The organism is Novosphingobium clariflavum, assembly GCF_026420865.1.
GTDB classification, from domain to species: Bacteria; Pseudomonadota; Alphaproteobacteria; order Sphingomonadales; family Sphingomonadaceae; genus Novosphingobium; species Novosphingobium clariflavum.
This window is the reverse complement of record NZ_JAPCWC010000004.1, coordinates 285,957-304,436: the sequence shown is the minus strand read 5'-3', so window position 1 is coordinate 304,436 and position 18,480 is coordinate 285,957. Positions and strand designations below refer to the sequence as shown.

The window sequence follows — 18,480 nt, the reverse complement described above, 5'->3', positions numbered from 1 at the left end:
AGACTAAGGCACCAGGGTGGTGAACAGGTAGCTCGCGAAGATCACCAGGTGCACCATGCCCTGCACCATGGTGGTGCGGCCGGTGCTGAGCGTCATCGTCGCCACCAGCAGGGTGAGGCCGAGCAGCACGGTCGACTTGGCCGAGAGCCCCAGTTCGAGGTCCAGTCCCATTGCCATCGCGGCGATGGCCACCGCCGGGATGGTGAGGCCGATGGTGGCGAGCGCCGAGCCGATGGCGAGGTTGAGGCTGGTCTGCACCCGGTTGGCGCGCGCGGCGGATAGCGCGGCAAGGCTCTCGGGCGCCAGCACCAGCGCGGCGATGATGATGCCCACCATCGCCGGCGGCGCGCCCATCGCCGCCACCCCTGCCTCGATCGAGGGGGACAGCGCCTTGGCCAGCAGCACCACCGCGATGAGGGCCAGCGGCAGCATCGCCGCCGCGGCGATGGCCTTGGCGGTGGGCACCGTCTCGTGCGGGGCCTCGTCCTTGTCGGGATAGAGGAAGTGGTCGCGGTGCCAGATGGTCTGGGCCACGACAAAGACGCCGTAGAGAATCAGCGCGTCGAAGGCGATGAAGATCAGCTGGTTGTCGGTGTAGAAGGGCCCGGCGCTGCTGGTGGTGTAATTGGGCAGGACCAGCGTCAGCACCGAGAGCGTGGCGAGAATCGCGAGGCCGTGGTTGACCCCGGATTGGGTATAGCCCTGCTCGTGATGGCGCCCGCCGCCGAGCAGCAGGCAGACGCCGACGATGCCGTTGATGGTGATCATCACCGCCGCGATCACCGTATCGCGGGCGAGCGACTGGGCGCCGTGTCCCTCGCTCAGCATGATCGAGACGATCAGCGAGGTTTCGATCACCGTCACCGCGAAGGCGAGGATCAGCGTGCCGAACGGCTCGCCGACGCGGTGGGCGATGACTTCGGCATGGTAGACTGCCGCCATCACCGCCCCGCCGAGAGCGGCGGCGACTGCCGCCGTCATCACGATCCCGCCGGGTTTGCCGATGAGGATTGCCGCCAGCGCCAGAAACGGCACCACGATCGACCAAGGCGAAAGCCCGAAGGTAGGAAAACGAGGGGCTGCGGATTGGGCGGCACTCATGGCGGCCACTATAGGCAAAATTGCCGTGTCGGCCAGTTGGATAGGGCGGACTAGTATTTCGGCGGCGCGTTCTTGCCTCAATGGACTAGGGTTGTTTTGCTCCGCCATTGCGGGCCTGTAATCGAAGCCGCTGCTGTTCCTGTTCCGCAAGGCCAGGAACGTGAAGAGCCTTGCGGACAGAGTCCGAAACGAGAGTCTTGTTGTAAGGCTCCTGAGTCACCGGTTCGCCTTGCGAGAGCTTGTACTGGGTACCGAGCACCTGCGGTTTGCCGATCCTGTGCAGATACCTGTCGAGAGTGGCCGATGCGATCCAGACGGCCGCGGGTTTGCCGCGTGCCACGGCAATCGTGGCCAGAACGTGTGCTTTGAGGATATCGTCGGCAAGGTCGCCGTGCTGGAACACGAAGGCGGCGTGATAGAAGTCTTCGCCGCTTTGCAAAGCGTCGGAGTCGAGCAGTTCCTGCGTGCGGGTCCGCCGCCGCTCGTCTGCCGCGCTGACTTGCGACCAGTCGATCTTCTCGGCCTTGCGGTCGTTCTGGTCGGCTTCGAAGATCGCGGTCATTTCCGCACTGGTCGAACGGGCAATGAGGCGAACATAGGTACGCCCCTGATCCCAAGGGCCAATTGTTTCGGTTCCGGGAGCGGATCTGACGAAATCGAACGGCTCGAAATTTTCGTAAGTCACCCGTAGATGGGTGGCATCGACGCGGTGCAGCCGGAAAACGTCAGGCCGGGAATGCGGTGCCGGATCGTCGAAACGCAGTTCGATGTCGCCTTTGTCCACACGAACGCTGCTCGCTGGTCGGCGTACAAGCGGCCCCCGGATGCTGGAGAAATTCTCTCCATCGGTCTCGAAGTGCTCGGGCCGCTCCCATGCCGCCGTCGTCTCTTTGGCGTTTTCCGAGATTTGCAGGCGGAAGATGGTGGTGTCTCCGGCCTTCATGTCCCAGGTGCCCGCCATGGTGTCTGACAAGTCCGGGGCCAGCACCGAGGCGGCGGCAGCGATGACGAACGCAAGAGGCTGAACCATAAGCGGGAAGCTGCCACGCCCGCACAGTATCGGCAATGGTGGCTGCGAACGTTTAATGCCCGCTCAAACAAAACGCGCCGGATGTTTCCACCCGGCGCGTTCTCCAGCAGGCAACTGGTTTGTTACTGACAGTCGTTCGCTGCCGTTCCCTTGCGACCCGGAAGGCTCTCCGGAAGGAATGCGTGAATCGGTTCAGGCGGCCTCTTTCTCGATCCACTCGGGATAGAAGCTGGGCTCGCGTTCGGACCAGCCCTGGGCGGTGGCGCCGGCTTCGCTGATCGAGTGGAGCAGCAGCTTGCGGCGTTCCGGGTGAATCTGCGGCAGCGCGGCGGCGCCGCAGAAGGCGCCGGGCAGCCAGGGGCGGACCCAGGCGCCGAGCAGGCGTTCGTAGAGGAAACGGAACGCCGAGAACGAACCGATGCTGTCCTGCGCCAGATCGAAGGCGGCCATGGACATCAGCTTGCCCATCACGCTTTCGAGATCGTCGAAACCGCTGTCGTCCGGGCGCAGCTTGCGCAGCACCTTGAGCGCGCCATAGGCGGCGTACTGCTGGCGGATCGAGCCCGCCTCGGCCGCGTCGCGCGCCCAGAGCTTGAAGGCGTCCTGCCGGCCAAGCCCGACATCGAGGCTGCGCCGGATGTAGCGCTGCTCGCACGCCGTGAAGCTGGCGAATTCGCGCAGTTCGCTGATCGTGACAGTGGCCGTACCGATGGTGCTCATGTCCTGGCTCCCGTGATTCGCGGAAGGTTCACGCCTTCCTCACGAGAATCATTTTTGCGCAGTCCAGCTTTCAAACGGCTTAACGATGCAATCGTTTGCTTACGACCAGTCGCGGAAGCAGATCTAAAGACTTCCGTTAACCATTAGATCAGGCCGGCAAGCGGGCTCGAAGGGTCGGCGTAGCGCCTTTGCGCCATGCGGCCGGAAAGGTATGCGTCGCGTCCGGCCATGACCGCGTACTTCATCGCGCGGGCCATGCGCACCGGATCCTTCGCCTCGGCGATGGCGGTGTTCATCAGCACGCCGTCGCAGCCCAGCTCCATCGCCACCGCCGCTTCGGAGGCAGTGCCGACCCCGGCGTCGACCAGCACCGGCACTTTGGCGCCCTCGACGATCAGGCGCACCGTCACCTTGTTCTGGATGCCGAGGCCCGAGCCGATCGGCGCGCCCAGCGGCATCACTGCAACCGCGCCGCAGTCCTCGAGCTGCTTTGCCGCGATCGGATCGTCGACGCAGTAGACCATCGGCAGGAAACCTTCCTTGGCGAGGATCTCGGTGGCCTTCAGCGTCTCGCGCATGTCGGGATAGAGCGTGCGCGCCTCGCCCAGCACTTCCAGCTTGACGAGGTCCCAGCCGCCCGCCTCGCGCGCCAGGCGCAGGGTGCGGATGGCGTCGTCGGCGGTGAAGCAGCCGGCGGTGTTGGGCAGGTAGGTGATCTTCTTCGGGTCGATGTAGTCGGTCAGCATCGGCGCCTTGGGGTCCGACACGTTGACGCGGCGCACCGCGACCGTGACGATTTCCGCGCCCGAGGCCGCCACCGCCGCCGCGTTCTGCTCGAAGTCCTTGTACTTGCCGGTGCCCACGATCAGGCGCGAGGTGAACGTGCGGCCGGCGACGGTCCAGGTGTCAGCAGAAATATCGGTCAAGGTGCGCATCCTTTCGGGGGAGCGGGAGTCAGGGGATTCGGAAAAGTGAGCGGCGCGTCAGCCGCCGCCGACGAAGTGGACGATCTCCAGCACGTCGCCGTCGGAGAGCATGACATCGCCGAGCGTGGAGCGCGGGGCGATCTCGCCGTTATGCTCCACCGCGACCTTCCTGGGGTCGAGGCCGATTTCGGCGACAAGGTCGGCAATGCTGGAGCCGGACGCGGTGCGGCGCGGCTCGCCGTTGACGGTGAGGGAGATGTCTGCAGCCATGCGCCGCAGATAGCGCCGGGAACGGATTTGGAAAGGGCCGATCGTACCCTTGCTCAATGCGTGTGGCGCATGTTCCGGATATGCGCGAAGGCGACGAGCGAGACGCCGATGATGGTCAGCACCGACTCGGCGGTGCCGTGGCCGACCAAAATCGCCGCCGCCATCAGCGTGAGGCCGAGGCCGCCGATCACCAGCGGCGCGACCCGTCCGTGCCGGGCAACGCCGAAACCGAGCGAGATGACGCCGACCACGACCGCCAGCATCAGCCCGACGCGGTGGATCTCGGGCGAGAGCAGGACCTGCCCGCCGATGATGTCGCCGCCCAGGCCGAGGAAGCCGACCAGCACGATGCCGAGGACGCAGTGGACCGCGCAAAGCCCGCTGAGAAGGATGCCGGCCCGGTCCATCCGGTTGCGAATCGCTGTCAGGGTGCTGCGCATGGCCACCATCTATGTGATGTTGTATCATCATGCAAGGGGCGGCCCGGAATAAATGTCCTCCCGGCCCGCCCCGCACGATCCGACGCAAAAGTTTCGGTTCCGGCGCAAAGGTTAACCTTGCGAAAATCCGCGCAAGATCGCAGGGACTTCGGCCATGACACATACTGACGGTCGCCCGCTGCTCGGAACTTCCGACGATATCGTCCCCATGGTCCGCTGGCTGCTATTTGTCGCCGCGCTGGTGGTGATGATCGTGGCGGTGGGGGGGATCACCCGCCTCACCGAGTCCGGCCTGTCGATCACCGAGTGGAAGCCGCTCACCGGCGCCATCCCGCCGCTCACCCAGGCGCAGTGGCAGGCCGAGTTCGATCACTACAAGCAGATCCCGCAGTATATCGACGTCAACGGCCCGGCGGGCATGACGCTGGCGCAGTACAAGTTCATCTACTTCTGGGAATGGGTCCACCGCCTGCTGGCGCGGCTGATCGGCATGGCCTTCGCGCTGCCGCTGGCGTGGTTCTGGTTCAAGCGCACGATTCCGCTGGGCTACAAGCCGCGCCTCGTGGCGCTGCTGGCGCTGGGCGGTCTGCAGGGCGTGGTCGGCTGGTGGATGGTCTCCTCGGGCCTCACCGCCGAGGCGGCCGACCGGGTGAGTCACTTCCGCCTCGCCGCGCACCTCTTGGTGGCGCTGACGACGCTGGGCGGCCTCGTCTGGACCGCGCTCGACTTGCGGGAACTGGCGCGCGGACAGGCCCCGGCCCGCATGACCCGGCTTGGCGCACTGGCGCTGGCGATGCTGTTCTTCCAGCTGTTCATGGGCGCGATGGTGGCGGGCCTACGCGCGGGCTACGTTGCCGGTGCCGGCTGGTTCAGCATGGACGCCTGGCCGCTGATGCAGGGCACCTTCTTCCCCGAGGGCGTCGAGTGGGCGCAAGGCACGCTGCATGCCCTCGTCAACGATCCGTTCCTGACCCACTTCGTCCATCGCTGGTGGGCCTGGGCGGTCGTTGCGGTGCTGATCGTGATGGCCCGGCGCCTCAAGGCGCTGCGCCTGCGCAAGATTTCCATCGGCATCCACAGTGCCTTCGGGATTCAGGTGATCCTCGGCATCTGCACCGTATGGTCGGGCGTGGCGCTGTGGCTGGCGGTTGCGCACCAACTCGGCGGCGCGCTGCTGGTGGCGGCGACGGCTTGGGGCGCACATGGCCTCGGCCGCCGCGACCAGGTCGGGATCGGCATGTGAGCGAGACCAAGCTGAACGAGACGGGGCCCAACGAGACCATGCCAAACGAGACCGGGCCCGCGCTGATCTGGAGCCCGTTTCCCGATCAGGACAGTGCCCTTGCCGTGATCCACGCCCTGCTCGACGAAGGCCTGGCCGCCTGCGGCAACCTGATGCCGGGCATGACATCGGTGTTCGTCTGGAACGGCGAGAAGGACACTGCGCACGAACTCGGCCTGATGGTGAAGACCAATGCCGCCCTGCTCGATGCCGCCGTCGCCCGGCTCACCGAGATGCACCCTTACGAGGAACCCGCGGTCCTGGGCTGGCGCTGCGAAACCGGCGCGCCGGGCACGCTGGCCTGGCTGGCGTCGATAGCGCCCTTGGAGGAGGCTTCCGGCACCCCGGAATCCTGACGGTATTATTTTACCTCTCTGAAAAGCCCCGGTCTGCTTGACTTGCAGGGCCATTTCGACGATTTGGCCGCCTTCCCGCAGAGGGTGAAGATTCGTGCAAGCGATCGATTCGGCCTCCGCGACCTAACATTAGGGATAGACCAGCCATGAAGGCGCTTACGAAGGTCACCCGGTCGATCAAGCCGGCCGAGGTGGAAAAGAAGTGGCATCTGATCGATGCCGAGGGTCTGGTGGTTGGCCGTCTCGCGGTCGTCATCGCCGACCTCCTGCGCGGCAAGCACAAGCCGAGCTTCACCCCGCACGTCGATTGCGGCGACCACGTCGTCGTGATCAACGCCGAGAAGGTGAAGTTCACCGGCAACAAGCTCAAGCAGCAGACCTACTACAAGCACACCGGCTACGCCGGCGGCATCAAGGAAGTGACCGCGGACAAGGTTCTCGCCGGTCGTTTCCCCGAGCGCGTGCTTGAAAAGGCTGTTGAGCGCATGATCCCGCGCGGCCCGCTCGGCCGTGACCAGATGCGTGCCCTGCACCTCTACGCCGGCACCGAGCACCCGCACGGTGGCACCCAGCCCGAAGCACTCGACGTTGCTTCCATGAACCGCAAGAACAAGGTTGGCGCGTAATGTCTGATACCGAAACCGTTCAGAGCCTGGCCGACCTCAAGGACCTCGGCGAAGTCGCCGTGGCCGATTCGGCTGAAACGATCGCTCCGGTCGTCTCGAACGCCCCGCTCCGCGCCCAGGAAATCGACGCCCAGGGCCGCGCCTACGCCACCGGCCGCCGCAAGGACGCCGTGGCCCGCGTGTGGGTCAAGCCCGGCACCGGCAAGGTGATCATCAACGGCCGCGACCAGGAAGTGTACTTTGCACGTCCGACCCTGCGCCTCGTGATCAACCAGACCTTCCAGGTTGCTGGTCGTGACGGCCAGTACGACGTGATCGCCACCGTCAAGGGCGGCGGTCTCTCGGGTCAGGCCGGCGCTGTGAAGCACGGCATTGCCCAGGCCCTGTCGAAGTACGAGCCCGCCCTGCGCGCCGCCGTCAAGGCAGCTGGCTTCCTCACCCGCGACAGCCGCGTGGTCGAGCGTAAGAAGTACGGCCGCGCCAAGGCACGTCGTAGCTTCCAGTTCTCGAAGCGTTAATCCGCTTTTTCGAGAGCTACGGCTTTACGAAAAGGGGTCGCGGGAAACCGCGGCCCTTTTTTGTTGCCTGCTTGCCTGAGTTGCCTGCCTGAGTTGGCTGCCTGAATTGCCAGCCTGACCCGCTGACTGCCGGGCGAACGCCGGGGCGTCCTATCGGCGGCGGAAAGGTTCGCAGGCCACGCCGTCGCCATCGCCGTCCATCTCGCGCCGGTACCCCGGCTGGCCGACATGGAGCGGCGCGCGCCCGGCCGCCCATGCCTCGCGGCAATTGCGGAAATAGACGGCACCGGGCGTGGTTGCAGCGTGCGCAGGAGCACGCTGGGGCGCCGCCTGAGATCTTGGCCCAGAGGCTGGCCCAGAGGTTGGCCGAGACGCGTCTAGCGCGCGCGGATGGGCCTTGCGGTAGTCGGCCGGCGGGTCGAACGTCCCGGCCCAGATTCCGGCCTTGCGCGCGCGGGCATCGGCTTCGGCGGGCACATAGGCCGGCGTGAAGCGGGGCAGCGCGGCGGCATATCCCATGCGCACCACCGCGTCCGACAGATCGATGTCGCCCACCCGGCAGATCGCCACGATCCGGCCATAGTCGTCGGTATCCTGCTGCGTGCAGACGGCCTCGCGGCCCGCGACCAGCCCCGCCAGCGCCTGCCGGGCATCGACACCGCAGGACCAGCTGGTCCCGCCCCGCTGGCAGGTCTGGTCCTTCTCCACCGCATCGATGCCGAACAGGCGGATCCGCGCCCCGGTCATGTCCAGCGAATCGCCGTCCACCGCCACGACCGGCCCGGAATAGACTTGCGCATGGGCAGGCAGGGCTGCGAGGCCGGAGCAGATCAGGAGTGCAGCGACGAGGGTGCGGTGCATGGGGCAGTTCGGTCTTTCGGCGGGCAGCGATCTTGCGGAATGCCCGTCATAACCGCGAATTCCTGCCAATTCCTTCTCTGGCCCGGCGCGATCGCACGACCCATCACAAGGCAAGATACCTCGTCATAACAAGGTATCTTGCCGTGCCCTGTATTTTCTCATGCAAGGTATCTTGCGTTACACAGTAGCTGGTTATATACACTCCTTATCCGCAGGAGATGATTCGATGTCCGAAATCGAGATCCAGTTGAAGAAGGGGGTGCTGGGGCTCTGTGTCCTGGCGCTGCTTTCGCGGGGTGACAGCTACGCCTACGAGATCGCCAGCCGCATGGCCGACGCGGTCGACATGGGCGAAGGCACGATCTACCCGCTGATGCGCCGGATGCAGAGCGATGGCCTCGTGGTGACCTACCTCGAGGAATCGCCCTCCGGCCCCCCCCGCAAGTATTACCGCATCACCGAGACCGGCCGTTCGCGGCTGGCCGAACAGGTTGCCGAATGGCGCGGCTTCACCGCGGCCGTCGACGGCCTGATCGCAGGCGCGGCAGAGCCGGTCGAGACGGCTTCGGCGCCCGTTGCACAAGGGGAGCAGAGCCATGACGCGTAACGAATTCATCCGGCGCCTGAAGGCCGGTCTCAAGGGTGTGCCGCAGGACGTCATCGCCGACATCGTCGCCGACTACGAAGAGCACTTCGAAGCCGGCGCCGCCGAAGGCCGCAGCGAGGAAGACGTCGCCGCAGCCCTTGGAAACCCGGCCCGGCTGGCGCGCGAACTGCGCTTCGAGGCGGGCTTCAAGAACTGGGAAAGCGACCGTTCGCCTTCCTCGGCCTGGGGTGCGATCCTGGCCTTCATGGGCCTGGCCACCATCGACATCCTGATCCTGCTGCCGATCGTGCTGCCGGTGCTGGGGGTGATGTTCGGCCTCTTCGTGGCGACGCTGGTGATGTTCTTCGTCGGCGGCTTCGTGCTCATTGCCGGGCCGTTCAGCGGCTTTCCCGGCGGCGCCCTGGTCGCCCTCCTCGGCGGTCTCGGCACGATGAGCGCCGCGGTCGCGGTCGGCGCGCTGCTCACGCTGGTGAGCATCTGGATCATCAATGCCCTCATGTGGTTCGGCCGCCTGCACTACCGCGTGATCGAACCCGCCATCCACCCCGAAGCCTGATCGGCACGAGAGAGAAAGGAACCAAGAGATGTTCAGGAAGCTGCTCATCGTATTCGCCAGCGGCGTGATCCTCTCGGTCGTCGCCTTCGGCGCCGCCTGGGTGATCGGCGGGGACCGCATCCGCAGCGATGTTGAGGCCAACGGCGGCTGGAACTTCGAGTTCGGCGACGACGAGAAGGACCAGGGCCCCGACAAGACCCGTACTTTCGCGCTGCAGCCCGGCAGCCACCTGGCGATGAACGTTCCGGTGCAGCTGGTCTTCACCAGGGGCGACAAGGCCGAGATGGTCGTCAGCGGCCCGCAGAAGCTGGTCGACAAGCTGACTTTCGTGGACGGCAAGCTCGACGTCGGCGACATCCACATGCGCAAGGGCCTCAAGGTGCGCATCACCGCCCCCGAGATCGAAAGTTTCGACTTCGATGCCCCCGGCGATGTGACGCTGACCGGCCTCGACCAGGACAGCCTGACGCTGAAGGCCGACGGCGCGATTAACCTCGATGCCTCGGGCAGGGTCCGCAAGCTCGACGTGCAGACCGAAGGCGCCAGCAACCTCGATCTCGCCAAGCTGCAAGTGCAGGACGCCAAGGTCGGCGTCGACGGGGTCGGCAACGTGACGATCGGCGCGACGGGTGACGTCTCGGTCTCGATCAACGGCATCGGCTCGGTCAGGCTGGTGCGCAAGCCCGCCCACCTGCAGACCGACATCAACGGTCTCGGCAAGGTCGACCGCGACTATCAGTGACGGGAACGGACTGCGGCGGGGCACATCGCCCCGCGGTAGCCGGAACGAACAGGGCCGCAGCATCCACCCAGGATGCTGCGGCCTTTTTTGGTGTTTTCAGTACCGCTTAGGTGTCGTTCAGCGGCGTTTCAGTGCAGTTTCAGGGCCGCCTCTCAATGCACGGGCGGATCGACCGGCGGAACCGCGCCGACCGGAGCCACCGGCTCGCCCGGCTGGCGCGGCGGCAGGGCGTTTTCGGGCACTTCGTCGATCTGCATCGCGGCGGTCGGCACATGCTCGAGATTGCGCGCGACGACATGGATCTCCTCGCCGGTGATGGTGATCTCGTTGAAGCTCGGCGGGGTCGAGCGGATCCGCCGCGACAGTGTTCCGGCACCGATCATCCTGAGCGGACCCGACGGAGTTTGTTCTGTTATATCAAAGGCATCGTGGATATGGCCGGACAGCACCGCCATGACCTTGCGGCCGGCGAGGATCTCCATCGTGCGGCTGCCGTTGATGGTCAGCAGCTTGTTGTCCCGGGCCCGCCGCTCCAGCAGGGGATGATGGGCGGCCACCAGCACCCGGGTGCCCTGGGGCAGCGCATCGATGGCGGCGAGCGTCTCGCGCAGCGCGGCGTCGGTCACCCAGCCGTTGGACCAGGGAAACCGCTGCCACTGGGCACGGGTCGTGGTCCGCAAGGGGACGATGGCAAGGCCCGGAAGATCGAGCTGCGCCTCGACCTGGCGCTCGATCGCGCGGAACCGGCGATAGGGATCGAAGAAGCGCTGGTAGAGGTTGAAATAGGGAATATCATGGTTGCCGATTTCCACGGTAACCGGCGCTTTCAGCCCCTTGATCCACGCGCAGGCGGCATCGAATTCGTGATGCCGCGCGCGCATCGTCAGGTCGCCGGTAATGGCGACGGCATCGGGCTTTTCGCGGGCGATGGCCTGCTCGGCCCAGGCGATGGCGGCGGGATCTTCGAGCCCGAAATGCACATCGCTCAGATGGAACAGCCGCAAGGGGCGGGAATGGTCGGAAACCTCAGGATTCATCGATCGTCGTCACCAGATCGACCTCGCTGGTCGTGGGAAGGAAATGCTCTTGCGTTCCCCCGTCGAATGGTTCGCCGTCGATCAGCAGGCCCATCGGTTCGCCTTCAGGGCAGACCAGCCGGAGCTGTTCGTGCCGGCCGAGGCGGTCGTGCGGGCCGTCGCGAAACTCGCGGTTGAGCAGGGCAATGCCCTGTCCGGCAAAATCGCCGGGCGTCTCGGCGTAGTAGCCTTTCGCTTCAAGTCCATTGGCGGCGGGAGTCACGGTGATGGCGGCATAGCCGTCCTCGCGCGCGCCGTCGACCTTGCTGCCACTGCCTTGCATGCAAACGACCTTGGGACCATTGACCGACCAGGCGATGGCATCGCGGGTGGCGGCCACGAAATCGAGGACATTGCCCGCGCGCATCGCCTCGCGCACTTCGTTCCATACCGTTCCGGGACCTGCCAGGATCCCGGTCAGCGCGATGCCGTGGCGGGTGGAAATGACCGTGGGCCGGCTCGTCGGCAGCCGGTCCGGGGCAAGCCGCGCGATGATCTCGGCTGCGGGCACGTCGCCGTGGAGGCGCTTGGCCAGCATGTTCATGGTGCCGCCGGGCAGAACCAGCACCGGGCCGTCCCAGCCATGCGCGGCCGCCACTGCGGAATGGGTCGTCCCGTCGCCGCCGAATATGGCGAGCAGGGCAATGCCGCTCTTCGCCAGTTCCGGGGCCTCGGGAGCGGATTCGCCGGGAAAGCCGATACGGCGTTCGAGCACGAATCCGACTGCCGTCAGGGCGGCCTCGACTTCGGCCACGGCGGCATCGTCGTTGCTGCCGCTTGCAGCGTTGCACACCAGCCAGCAGCGCGGGGCGGATGGGGAGGTTTGGCTCGTCATGGCCTCACAACCGGCCAGAACCGCAAGCGGTTCCCGGTTGCTTGCGTCACGCCCGGCCGGAGAAGATCAGCCAGGCGGCGATGCCGTTGACGATCGAATAGAGGGCGTAGAGCCAGGCCCATCCGGTCGATCCGGCGGCGACCATGACCATGGCGCCGAGCAGCATGGCGAATTCGACCACCAGGCTCAGCCGTCCGCCGAGCGGCTGGATCAGCCAGGGGACCTGGCCAAGCAGGGAATGCCCCGATTCGAGCACCGCCTTGTGCGCTGCGAAGTTGAGCACGCCAAGACAGAAGATGACGACAAGTCCCATGGCTGCCGGCGACTGTACATGGATGGGCCGGTTCTTGCCAGCTCAGCGGCGAATCACCGGCGATTCGCACCGCATTTCCAGCATCGTCCAATAACGGGAAGGACTTGAGCTGACGTCCTTCGTCGAGCGCCCATGTCGTTCGTCCTCTCTACTGCGCTTTCGTCGACAGGCGGGCCGCTGCGGTCGAGGTCCGCGTGAATCGCGGGGCCGGCCGGGGCAGAAGAAACTCACCGGGCCGAAACGGGGACTTCCCGCAAAAAGCCCACCACCAGGAGGAAAACACGATGATCAAGACCACTTCCATCGCCGCTGCCGCGGCAGCGCTCGTACTGACCGGCCTGACCTTTTCGGTTGCCGCCCCGGCCCAGGCCAAGGACGTCACGGTCAGCTACGCGGACCTCAACCTGACGACCGTTGAAGGCCAGAAGACGCTCGCCCGCCGCCTCGATGCCGCCGCCCGCAACGCCTGCACCTACGACCAGCTCTCGACCGGCACGCGCATCCGCGATCCCCAGGCCGTCGCCTGCTACAAGAAGGCCCGTGCCCAGTCGCAGGACCACATGGCGATGGCCGTTGAACGTGCCGGTCGCGCCCGCGTCGCCGCCGCCAACTGAAGCGGCGGCCGGGGATGCGCAGCCCGAGCGCTGCCTGAGCGGCACCGGCCTTCTCCCTGACTCGATCACCCGGCGGCAGTTCACTGCATGGTCGGGTGGGGGAGGACGCCGGTGCCGGAAGATCCCGGGCGGATCTTCCAGAGGACGCCCAACGAAGTCCCTAAAAAATAATCGGATGCAGACTGGCGGGCCCTAGCGGCCCGCCATTTTCTTGACCGAAGGCAGGTAAGTCCGGCCAATCCGCAAGGCTTCGCCATCGGCGGTCTCGACCGACCAGACGCCCAGGCCCTCGTGCCGCAGGCCGGTCACATGATCGCGGCGCAGGATGCAACTGCGGTGGATGCGGATGAACTGTTCGGGATCGAGCCGCTGTTCGAGGCTGGTGATCGTCTGCAGCAGCAGGTAGCTGGCGCCCCGCACATGGAGGCGCACATAGTCGCGCTCGGCATCGATCCGCTCGACATCGCCGGCGGGCACACGCACCAGTTCGGAGCGGTGCGGCACCCAGAATTCCTCCAGCCACTTGCCGGTGGGCACGGTGCGTTCGCCGCGCCGCGCGCCGACGCGCGAGATCGCGCGTTCCAGCCGTTCCGGGGCGACCGGCTTCAGCACGTAGTCGACCGCATCGAGATCGAAGGCTTCCACCGCGAATTCGTCATGCGCGGTCACGAAGATCACCGCCGGTGCCTCGGGCAGGCCGCCAAGGCGCCGGGCGACGGTGAGACCGTCGGTTTCCGGCATTGTCAGGTCCAGCAGCACCAGGTCGGGCGAGAGCGCCTCGATCAGCCGCAACGCCGCCTCGCCGTCGCTCGCGGTGCCGATCACCGAAATCGTGTCGATCCGCGCGCAGATCACCTGCATGCGCTCCACCGCCAGCGGCTCGTCGTCGACGATCAGCGCGCGCAGCGGCGCGGTGTCCAGACTTTGTACGGGTTCAGCCACGAGAATGCTCCAGCGGGCCCGCAGAGGGGGACCCATAGTTCAGCGGCAGGTGCAGGACCGTGGCAAAACCGCCTTCCTCGCGCCGACCGAAGGTGATCTGCGCGGCATTGCCGTAGCGGGCCCGCAACCGGTCGCGCACATTGCCAAGGCCGATGCCGAAGCCCTGCACGCCCTTGACCTTGCCGCCGGGGCCATCGTCGCTGACGGAGATTACCAGTGTCTCGCCCTCCGCTTGCGCGCGGATGGCGATCGTCACCGGGCGCTGGGTGGCGGCAACGGCGTACTTCACCGAATTCTCGACAAGCGGCTGCAGGATCATGCCCGGCACCATCGCATCGGAAACGGCATCGTCAATATCTATCGTCGTAACCAGGCGATTTGGGAAACGAACCGCCTCGATGTCGAAATAGAGTTTCTGAAGTTCGATCTCATCGACAAGCTTGAGGTCGCTTGTCGGATCCCCGGATAGCGTCCGGCGATAGAACGTCGAGAGCGTCTGGATCATCGTTTCGGCATCGTCCTGCTTGCCGGTCATGACCAGTGCCGAAAGCGAGTTCAGCGTATTGAACAGGAAGTGCGGATTGACCTGATAGCGCAGCGAACGCAGTTCCGCAGCGGCTGCGGCGCGGCGATGCTCGCCCTCGCGGCGCTCCGCCACGCGGGCTTCCTCCGCCTTGGCCAGCGCGAAATAGAGCGCCGCCCAGGCCAGCACGAGGAAGTAGCGGGTGAAGGCATAGTCCGTCACCGTGGCCCAGCGGCCGTATTCCTCACCCAAAGTCTTGTTGGTGTGGATGGTGATGGAGTGGGCCTTGTTGTCGCTGGTGGTGGTCGGCTCGGGCGGAACGGGAGCCGCGGGGGCGCTGGCATCGTCGGTCGGCGTGCCGGGCAGCCGCGGGGCGGGCTGGGTGACCGGCGTGGGCAGATCGAGGAGAATGTTTCCGGCATCGTCGCGGCTGATCCGGACATTGCCCGATTTGACCGCCTCGGCCTCTTCCTCGCTGCCGTAGGCGGGGCTCATCTCGATGTCGGAAAACACCGTCTCGTTGATGACGCTGAGCAGGAACGCCAGCGGCAGGGCGCCGATCAGCACGATCGCCAGCCGCACGCCGCCGGACTTGCGCTCCAGCATCTGCAGCAGCGGCCAGACCGCCGCCATGACCAGCATCGAGAGAATGCAGATCGTCAGCCGGCGCGAGAAGATGGCCCATACGAATTCGTAGCCCATGATCGCCCCGCGCAGCGTCGCGACGAGGAAATAACAGGCCCAGAGCGCGGCAAGCGAGAGCAGAACGACCCGCGCAGGTACGCGCGGCTGATTGGCGACATCCGACATGGTCTACCGCGATAGCGCGAAAGCTCCCCGGCGCGCCAGTTCGCAAATCGGACGGGAATCGACCTTGGTCGAAAGATTACGGGCGCCGGCAGCGGGCCGGTGCCGCAAAACTCGCCTGCAGCGAATTTTCGAACGGACGTTCAGCGCTTGCGCAAAGCGGCGATGCAGGCGGCGCGGTCCACGTCCTGCCCGTCGGACCCGCGCCGGGCGTCCACATAAGTCGCGACCGGCTCCTTCGATCCGGCGGGGGGATAGAGATAGACGTCGAGCAGGCAGGCGGTGCCGGTGAACTGCAGCTTGCGCGCATCGCCTTCCCACACGTCGAGACGGGGCTCGCCGAACTGGCGCACCAGTTGCGCCCGGTCGGCACCGATCACGCCCGCCACACCGGGAATCGCCTGGAGCGTGGGCGCGCGGTTGACGTGGCTGGGCTGGCGCACGTCGGGCACCCGGCCCGGGGTGCGGTGCGGCGTGCGGGTGGGCGGGGGCGTGCTCTGCACCGTGCCGCCGCCGCAGGCGGAGACCATCATGGCCAGCGCGGCGGCCGACAGCGCCCCGATCAGGCGCCGGTTCGGGCCGTTTCGGCAATTGTCGGGAAGGATGGCCGGGTTCTTGCGCGTCTGGATCATGATTGCCCCCCGCATCGCGCGCGGGAAAACGGCTGTCAACCGCGCCGCGCTTGCGAAGCGGCCGGCCGCGCGCTACTCGCGGTGGCAACTCCCGAACATTTCCAGATCATTTTAAGGACGCTTTCCGCATGGCCCAGCCCACCGTGCCGCCCACTCTTGATGTCATCGCCATCGGCAATGCCATCATCGACGTGATCGCCAACTGCAACGACGCGCTGATCGAGGAACTCGGCCTGTCGCGCGGCGGCATGATGCTGATCGACGCCGACCAGGCCACGAGCCTTTACGAAGCCATGGGCCCCGCCCGCGAAATCTCGGGCGGTTCGGCTGCCAACACGCTGGCGGGGCTTGCCGCGCTGGGCGCCAAGTGCGCGTTCATCGGCCAGGTTGCCGAAGACCAGCTGGGCGAAGTCTTCACCCACGACATCCGCGCCGGCGGCATCGCTTTCGACGTGCCCGCCCGCCCCGGCAACCCGCCGACCGCGCGCTGCCTGATCTTCGTGACGCCCGACGGCCAGCGCACGATGAACACCTTCCTCGGCGCCTCGCACTACCTGCCGGCCGAAGCGCTTGACGAAAGCGCGATCGCCAGTGCCGCCGTGCTTTACCTCGAAGGCTATCTCTGGGATCCGGAAGAGCCGCGCGCTGCGATGCGCAAGGCCATCGACGCGGCCCGCTCGGCCGGTCGCAAGATCGCCTTCACGCCTTCGGAATGCTTCGTGATCGACCGTCACCGCGCCGACTTCCTCGACCTGATCGAGACCGGCAAGATCGACGTGCTGTTCTGCAACGAGCACGAGATGGCGGCCCTCGTCGGCCATGACGATTTCGAGAAGGGCGTGGCCGAACTGGCGGCGAAGATCCCGGTGCTGGTCGTGACGCGCGGTGCCGAAGGCGCGGTTGCCCTGTCGGACGGCCAGCGCGTCGAAATCGGCGCCGAGGCGATCGACCGCGTGGTCGACACCACCGGCGCGGGCGACCTCTTCGCTGCCGGCTTCCTGTTCGGCCACGTGCGCGGCAAGAGCCTCGAGCAGTGCCTCAAGCTCGGCGCGATCTGTGCCTGCGAGATCATCTCGCACTACGGCGCCCGCCCCGAAGCGGACCTCAAGGCGCTCACCGCGTCGGTTCTGGGATAATTCTCCCGCACCATTGACGCGTCATGCGCTCCGGGAGACCTTGGTACATTACCCTAGGTCTCCCGGAGGTAGCATGGCGAATGGGAATCCGGCCGGCGCGCTGGCCGTCATCGATTTCGAGGCGAGTTGTCTGCCCGAGCATGGGCAGTCCTATCCCATCGAAGTGGCGGTCGCCCGGATCGACGGCGAGAACCGTGCCTGGCTGATCCGTCCGCTGCGGGCCTGGGAGCACTGGGACTGGTCGCAGGAGGCCGAGGCGCTCCACGGCATCAGCCGCGCGATGCTGGACTGCGACGGCCTGCCGGCATCGCAGGTCCTTGCGGAGATGATCGAATTCGTCGGCGACTGCGCGGTCTATTCCGATGCCGAGCTCGACGAATACTGGCTGGAAGTGCTGTGCCAGGGGCTCGCCGCCGCCCTGCCCTTCCCGATCCGTTATCTCGGCGAATGGATGGTCGAGCACGGGTTCACCCGCCCGCAAGTCGTCGCCGCACTGGAAGAAGCCAAGACCCGGCTGCCCAAGGAACATCTGGCGCGCGAGGACGCCAAGCGGCTGGCCATGGTCGTGCGCCTGCTGATGGAAAGCGAGACTGCATGAAGACCCGTGACGCGACCCTGGTGCGGATCCATGTGCCGGTCGCTGCCGAAACGCTGGCCGCCATGCTGGCGGGGGACGGCGCTGCTGCCGAGCGTGATCCCGTGCTGGCCGCCGTTCTCGCGGTGATCCGGGAGGACAATCCGCTGGGCGACTTCGGTCTTTACAAAGGCGTGTTCGAACTCGGTCCGGGGTGGGAGAGCTTTCAGCCCGGGGCGGATGCCCGGCCGACGCTGGGCGAAGCGGGACACATGACGCTTTCGCCCACGGCGATCGTGGCCGTTCATGCGCCCTGCCCGCCGCAGGATACGGCCTTGGCTACCGCACTGGACCGGATTCTCGCGATTCACCCCTGGGAAGTGCCGGTCATCGAGATTGTGCCGGTGCGGATGGCAGTGCGCTGAGGGCCGGGAGTCCGTTCAGAACCCGTTGGACTGGGCCGGCGGAACCTGCTGCGGCACCGCCTGTCCTTGCCCGCCCTGCGCCGCCTGCAACCGGGCCGCGCACTCGTTCTTGCGCTGCGCACGCGCGTCCGCATAGCTCTGCGCGGTCTGGCCGGGCAGTGCACAGTCGCGGTCCGGGCGGATGGGGCGGCGGGCGCGGCAGCCTTCCTCGGTGGCGAACAGGCCGTCGGCGCAATCCTCGAAGGCGGCAACGTCGGCATCGTGTTGGGCCCGGCAACTGGCGGTCCAGCGCTCCTTGTAGGAGAGTTCCGCGAAGTTGAGGCAGTCCTGGTATTCCAGCTGCGCCGATTCCTGCCGCTGCCGGGCTTCCGCCTCGGCCCGCTGGGCGGCCTTCCGCCGCGCCTGTTCGGCCTCGCGCTCGGCCGCTTCGCGGGCCTCCACCCGGGCTTCCTCGCGCGCGGCCTGGCCGGGCAGGACGACCCCGTAGTACCAGCCCACGCCGGTTCCCGCGATCAGCACGGCCGCCGCCAGCGAGAGCTTGAGAACCGTGTCGGCCTTGCTTGTCATC

25 protein-coding genes are annotated in these 18,480 nt (G+C 66.4%); 11 read left to right on the top strand and 14 right to left on the bottom strand.

Annotated features, from left to right (window positions below):
- Positions 1-3: 3 nt before the first annotated feature.
- The 6 genes from OKA11_RS07595 to OKA11_RS07570 form a co-directional block, all read right to left on the bottom strand.
- Positions 4-1,101, bottom strand: a complete 1,098-nt coding sequence (locus tag OKA11_RS07595) for a calcium:proton antiporter (protein WP_267219610.1) — start codon at positions 1,099-1,101, stop codon at positions 4-6.
- Between the two features lie 85 nt (positions 1,102-1,186).
- Positions 1,187-2,131 carry a hypothetical protein gene (locus OKA11_RS07590; protein WP_267219609.1) on the bottom strand — a complete coding sequence of 315 codons (945 nt, stop codon included), beginning with the start codon at positions 2,129-2,131 and terminating at the stop codon, positions 1,187-1,189.
- A gap of 192 nt (positions 2,132-2,323) precedes the next feature.
- Positions 2,324-2,851, bottom strand: coding sequence for a hypothetical protein (locus OKA11_RS07585; RefSeq protein ID WP_267219608.1), 528 nt, complete (start codon positions 2,849-2,851; stop codon positions 2,324-2,326).
- Positions 2,852-2,994: 143 nt separating this feature from the next.
- Positions 2,995-3,786 (bottom strand): thiazole synthase, encoded by a 792-nt coding sequence (locus tag OKA11_RS07580; RefSeq protein WP_267219606.1) that lies wholly within the window; start codon positions 3,784-3,786, stop codon positions 2,995-2,997.
- Between the two features lie 48 nt (positions 3,787-3,834).
- Positions 3,835-4,047 (bottom strand): sulfur carrier protein ThiS, encoded by a 213-nt coding sequence (thiS, locus tag OKA11_RS07575; RefSeq protein ID WP_142636526.1) that lies wholly within the window; start codon positions 4,045-4,047, stop codon positions 3,835-3,837.
- 53 nt (positions 4,048-4,100) lie between these two features.
- Positions 4,101-4,487: a MerC domain-containing protein gene (locus OKA11_RS07570; RefSeq protein WP_267219605.1), complete on the bottom strand. Its 387-nt coding sequence runs from the start codon at positions 4,485-4,487 to the stop codon at positions 4,101-4,103.
- A gap of 154 nt (positions 4,488-4,641) precedes the next feature.
- On the opposite strand from OKA11_RS07570, the gene OKA11_RS07565 reads away from it, so the two are divergent.
- From OKA11_RS07565 to rpsI, 4 genes are all read left to right on the top strand, one after another.
- A complete protein-coding gene (locus OKA11_RS07565) occupies positions 4,642-5,730 on the top strand; it encodes a COX15/CtaA family protein (protein WP_267219603.1) in 1,089 nt (362 codons plus the stop codon).
- Positions 5,727-6,125 carry a divalent-cation tolerance protein CutA gene (cutA, locus tag OKA11_RS07560; RefSeq protein WP_267219602.1) on the top strand — a complete coding sequence of 133 codons (399 nt, stop codon included), beginning with the start codon at positions 5,727-5,729 and terminating at the stop codon, positions 6,123-6,125. The genes OKA11_RS07565 and cutA overlap by 4 nt, the downstream gene beginning before the upstream one ends.
- 146 nt (positions 6,126-6,271) lie before the next feature.
- Positions 6,272-6,751: a 50S ribosomal protein L13 gene (gene rplM, locus OKA11_RS07555; RefSeq protein WP_142636519.1), complete on the top strand. Its 480-nt coding sequence runs from the start codon at positions 6,272-6,274 to the stop codon at positions 6,749-6,751.
- Positions 6,751-7,269, top strand: a complete 519-nt coding sequence (gene rpsI / locus OKA11_RS07550) for a 30S ribosomal protein S9 (RefSeq protein ID WP_142636517.1) — start codon at positions 6,751-6,753, stop codon at positions 7,267-7,269. The genes rplM and rpsI overlap by 1 nt, the downstream gene beginning before the upstream one ends.
- 150 nt (positions 7,270-7,419) lie before the next feature.
- Here rpsI and OKA11_RS07545 read toward each other — a convergent pair whose 3' ends face one another.
- On the bottom strand, positions 7,420-8,130 hold the full coding sequence (locus tag OKA11_RS07545; RefSeq protein WP_267219601.1) for a thermonuclease family protein: 711 nt from the start codon (positions 8,128-8,130) through the stop codon (positions 7,420-7,422).
- A 226-nt stretch (positions 8,131-8,356) separates the two neighbouring features.
- Here OKA11_RS07545 and OKA11_RS07540 point away from each other — a divergent pair, with 226 nt between their 5' ends.
- The 3 genes from OKA11_RS07540 to OKA11_RS07530 are packed head-to-tail and all read left to right on the top strand — an operon-like array spanning position 8,357 to position 10,035.
- Entirely contained in the window at positions 8,357-8,737 is a 381-nt protein-coding gene (locus tag OKA11_RS07540; RefSeq protein ID WP_267219600.1) for a PadR family transcriptional regulator, read from the top strand.
- Positions 8,727-9,293 (top strand): DUF1700 domain-containing protein, encoded by a 567-nt coding sequence (locus OKA11_RS07535; protein ID WP_267219599.1) that lies wholly within the window; start codon positions 8,727-8,729, stop codon positions 9,291-9,293. Before OKA11_RS07540 ends, OKA11_RS07535 begins: the two co-directional genes overlap by 11 nt.
- A gap of 28 nt (positions 9,294-9,321) precedes the next feature.
- The gene (locus OKA11_RS07530) at positions 9,322-10,035 is read left to right on the top strand and encodes a GIN domain-containing protein (RefSeq protein ID WP_267219598.1); all 714 of its coding nucleotides are present in this window, start codon (positions 9,322-9,324) and stop codon (positions 10,033-10,035) included.
- A gap of 152 nt (positions 10,036-10,187) precedes the next feature.
- Here the strand turns inward: OKA11_RS07530 and OKA11_RS07525 are convergent, their stop codons facing one another.
- The 3 genes from OKA11_RS07525 to OKA11_RS07515 are packed head-to-tail and all read right to left on the bottom strand — an operon-like array spanning position 10,188 to position 12,259.
- Positions 10,188-11,072 carry a metallophosphoesterase family protein gene (locus tag OKA11_RS07525; RefSeq protein ID WP_267219597.1) on the bottom strand — a complete coding sequence of 295 codons (885 nt, stop codon included), beginning with the start codon at positions 11,070-11,072 and terminating at the stop codon, positions 10,188-10,190.
- Positions 11,062-11,946 carry a diacylglycerol kinase family protein gene (locus tag OKA11_RS07520; protein WP_267219596.1) on the bottom strand — a complete coding sequence of 295 codons (885 nt, stop codon included), beginning with the start codon at positions 11,944-11,946 and terminating at the stop codon, positions 11,062-11,064. The genes OKA11_RS07525 and OKA11_RS07520 overlap by 11 nt, the downstream gene beginning before the upstream one ends.
- 46 nt (positions 11,947-11,992) lie before the next feature.
- Entirely contained in the window at positions 11,993-12,259 is a 267-nt protein-coding gene (locus OKA11_RS07515) for a hypothetical protein (RefSeq protein WP_267219595.1), read from the bottom strand.
- A 284-nt stretch (positions 12,260-12,543) separates the two neighbouring features.
- On the opposite strand from OKA11_RS07515, the gene OKA11_RS07510 reads away from it, so the two are divergent.
- Entirely contained in the window at positions 12,544-12,873 is a 330-nt protein-coding gene (locus OKA11_RS07510; RefSeq protein ID WP_267219594.1) for a UrcA family protein, read from the top strand.
- Between the two features lie 192 nt (positions 12,874-13,065).
- Here OKA11_RS07510 and OKA11_RS07505 read toward each other — a convergent pair whose 3' ends face one another.
- The 3 genes from OKA11_RS07505 to OKA11_RS07495 form a co-directional block, all read right to left on the bottom strand.
- Positions 13,066-13,815, bottom strand: a complete 750-nt coding sequence (locus OKA11_RS07505) for a LytR/AlgR family response regulator transcription factor (protein WP_267219593.1) — start codon at positions 13,813-13,815, stop codon at positions 13,066-13,068.
- The gene (locus OKA11_RS07500) at positions 13,808-15,148 is read right to left on the bottom strand and encodes a sensor histidine kinase (protein WP_267219592.1); all 1,341 of its coding nucleotides are present in this window, start codon (positions 15,146-15,148) and stop codon (positions 13,808-13,810) included. The genes OKA11_RS07505 and OKA11_RS07500 overlap by 8 nt, the downstream gene beginning before the upstream one ends.
- 140 nt (positions 15,149-15,288) lie before the next feature.
- On the bottom strand, positions 15,289-15,777 hold the full coding sequence (locus OKA11_RS07495; protein ID WP_323748306.1) for a hypothetical protein: 489 nt from the start codon (positions 15,775-15,777) through the stop codon (positions 15,289-15,291).
- Between the two features lie 128 nt (positions 15,778-15,905).
- On the opposite strand from OKA11_RS07495, the gene OKA11_RS07490 reads away from it, so the two are divergent.
- The 3 genes from OKA11_RS07490 to OKA11_RS07480 all read left to right on the top strand — a co-directional run bounded on the left by OKA11_RS07490 (position 15,906) and on the right by OKA11_RS07480 (position 17,912).
- Positions 15,906-16,913 (top strand): adenosine kinase, encoded by a 1,008-nt coding sequence (locus OKA11_RS07490; RefSeq protein ID WP_267219591.1) that lies wholly within the window; start codon positions 15,906-15,908, stop codon positions 16,911-16,913.
- Between the two features lie 73 nt (positions 16,914-16,986).
- Entirely contained in the window at positions 16,987-17,511 is a 525-nt protein-coding gene (locus tag OKA11_RS07485) for a 3'-5' exonuclease (RefSeq protein ID WP_267219590.1), read from the top strand.
- Complete coding sequence (locus OKA11_RS07480) at positions 17,508-17,912, top strand: hypothetical protein (RefSeq protein ID WP_267219589.1); 405 nt, start codon at positions 17,508-17,510, stop codon at positions 17,910-17,912. Before OKA11_RS07485 ends, OKA11_RS07480 begins: the two co-directional genes overlap by 4 nt.
- A 15-nt stretch (positions 17,913-17,927) precedes the next feature.
- Here the strand turns inward: OKA11_RS07480 and OKA11_RS07475 are convergent, their stop codons facing one another.
- Positions 17,928-18,479 carry a hypothetical protein gene (locus OKA11_RS07475; protein ID WP_267219588.1) on the bottom strand — a complete coding sequence of 184 codons (552 nt, stop codon included), beginning with the start codon at positions 18,477-18,479 and terminating at the stop codon, positions 17,928-17,930.
- Position 18,480 lies beyond the last annotated feature (1 nt).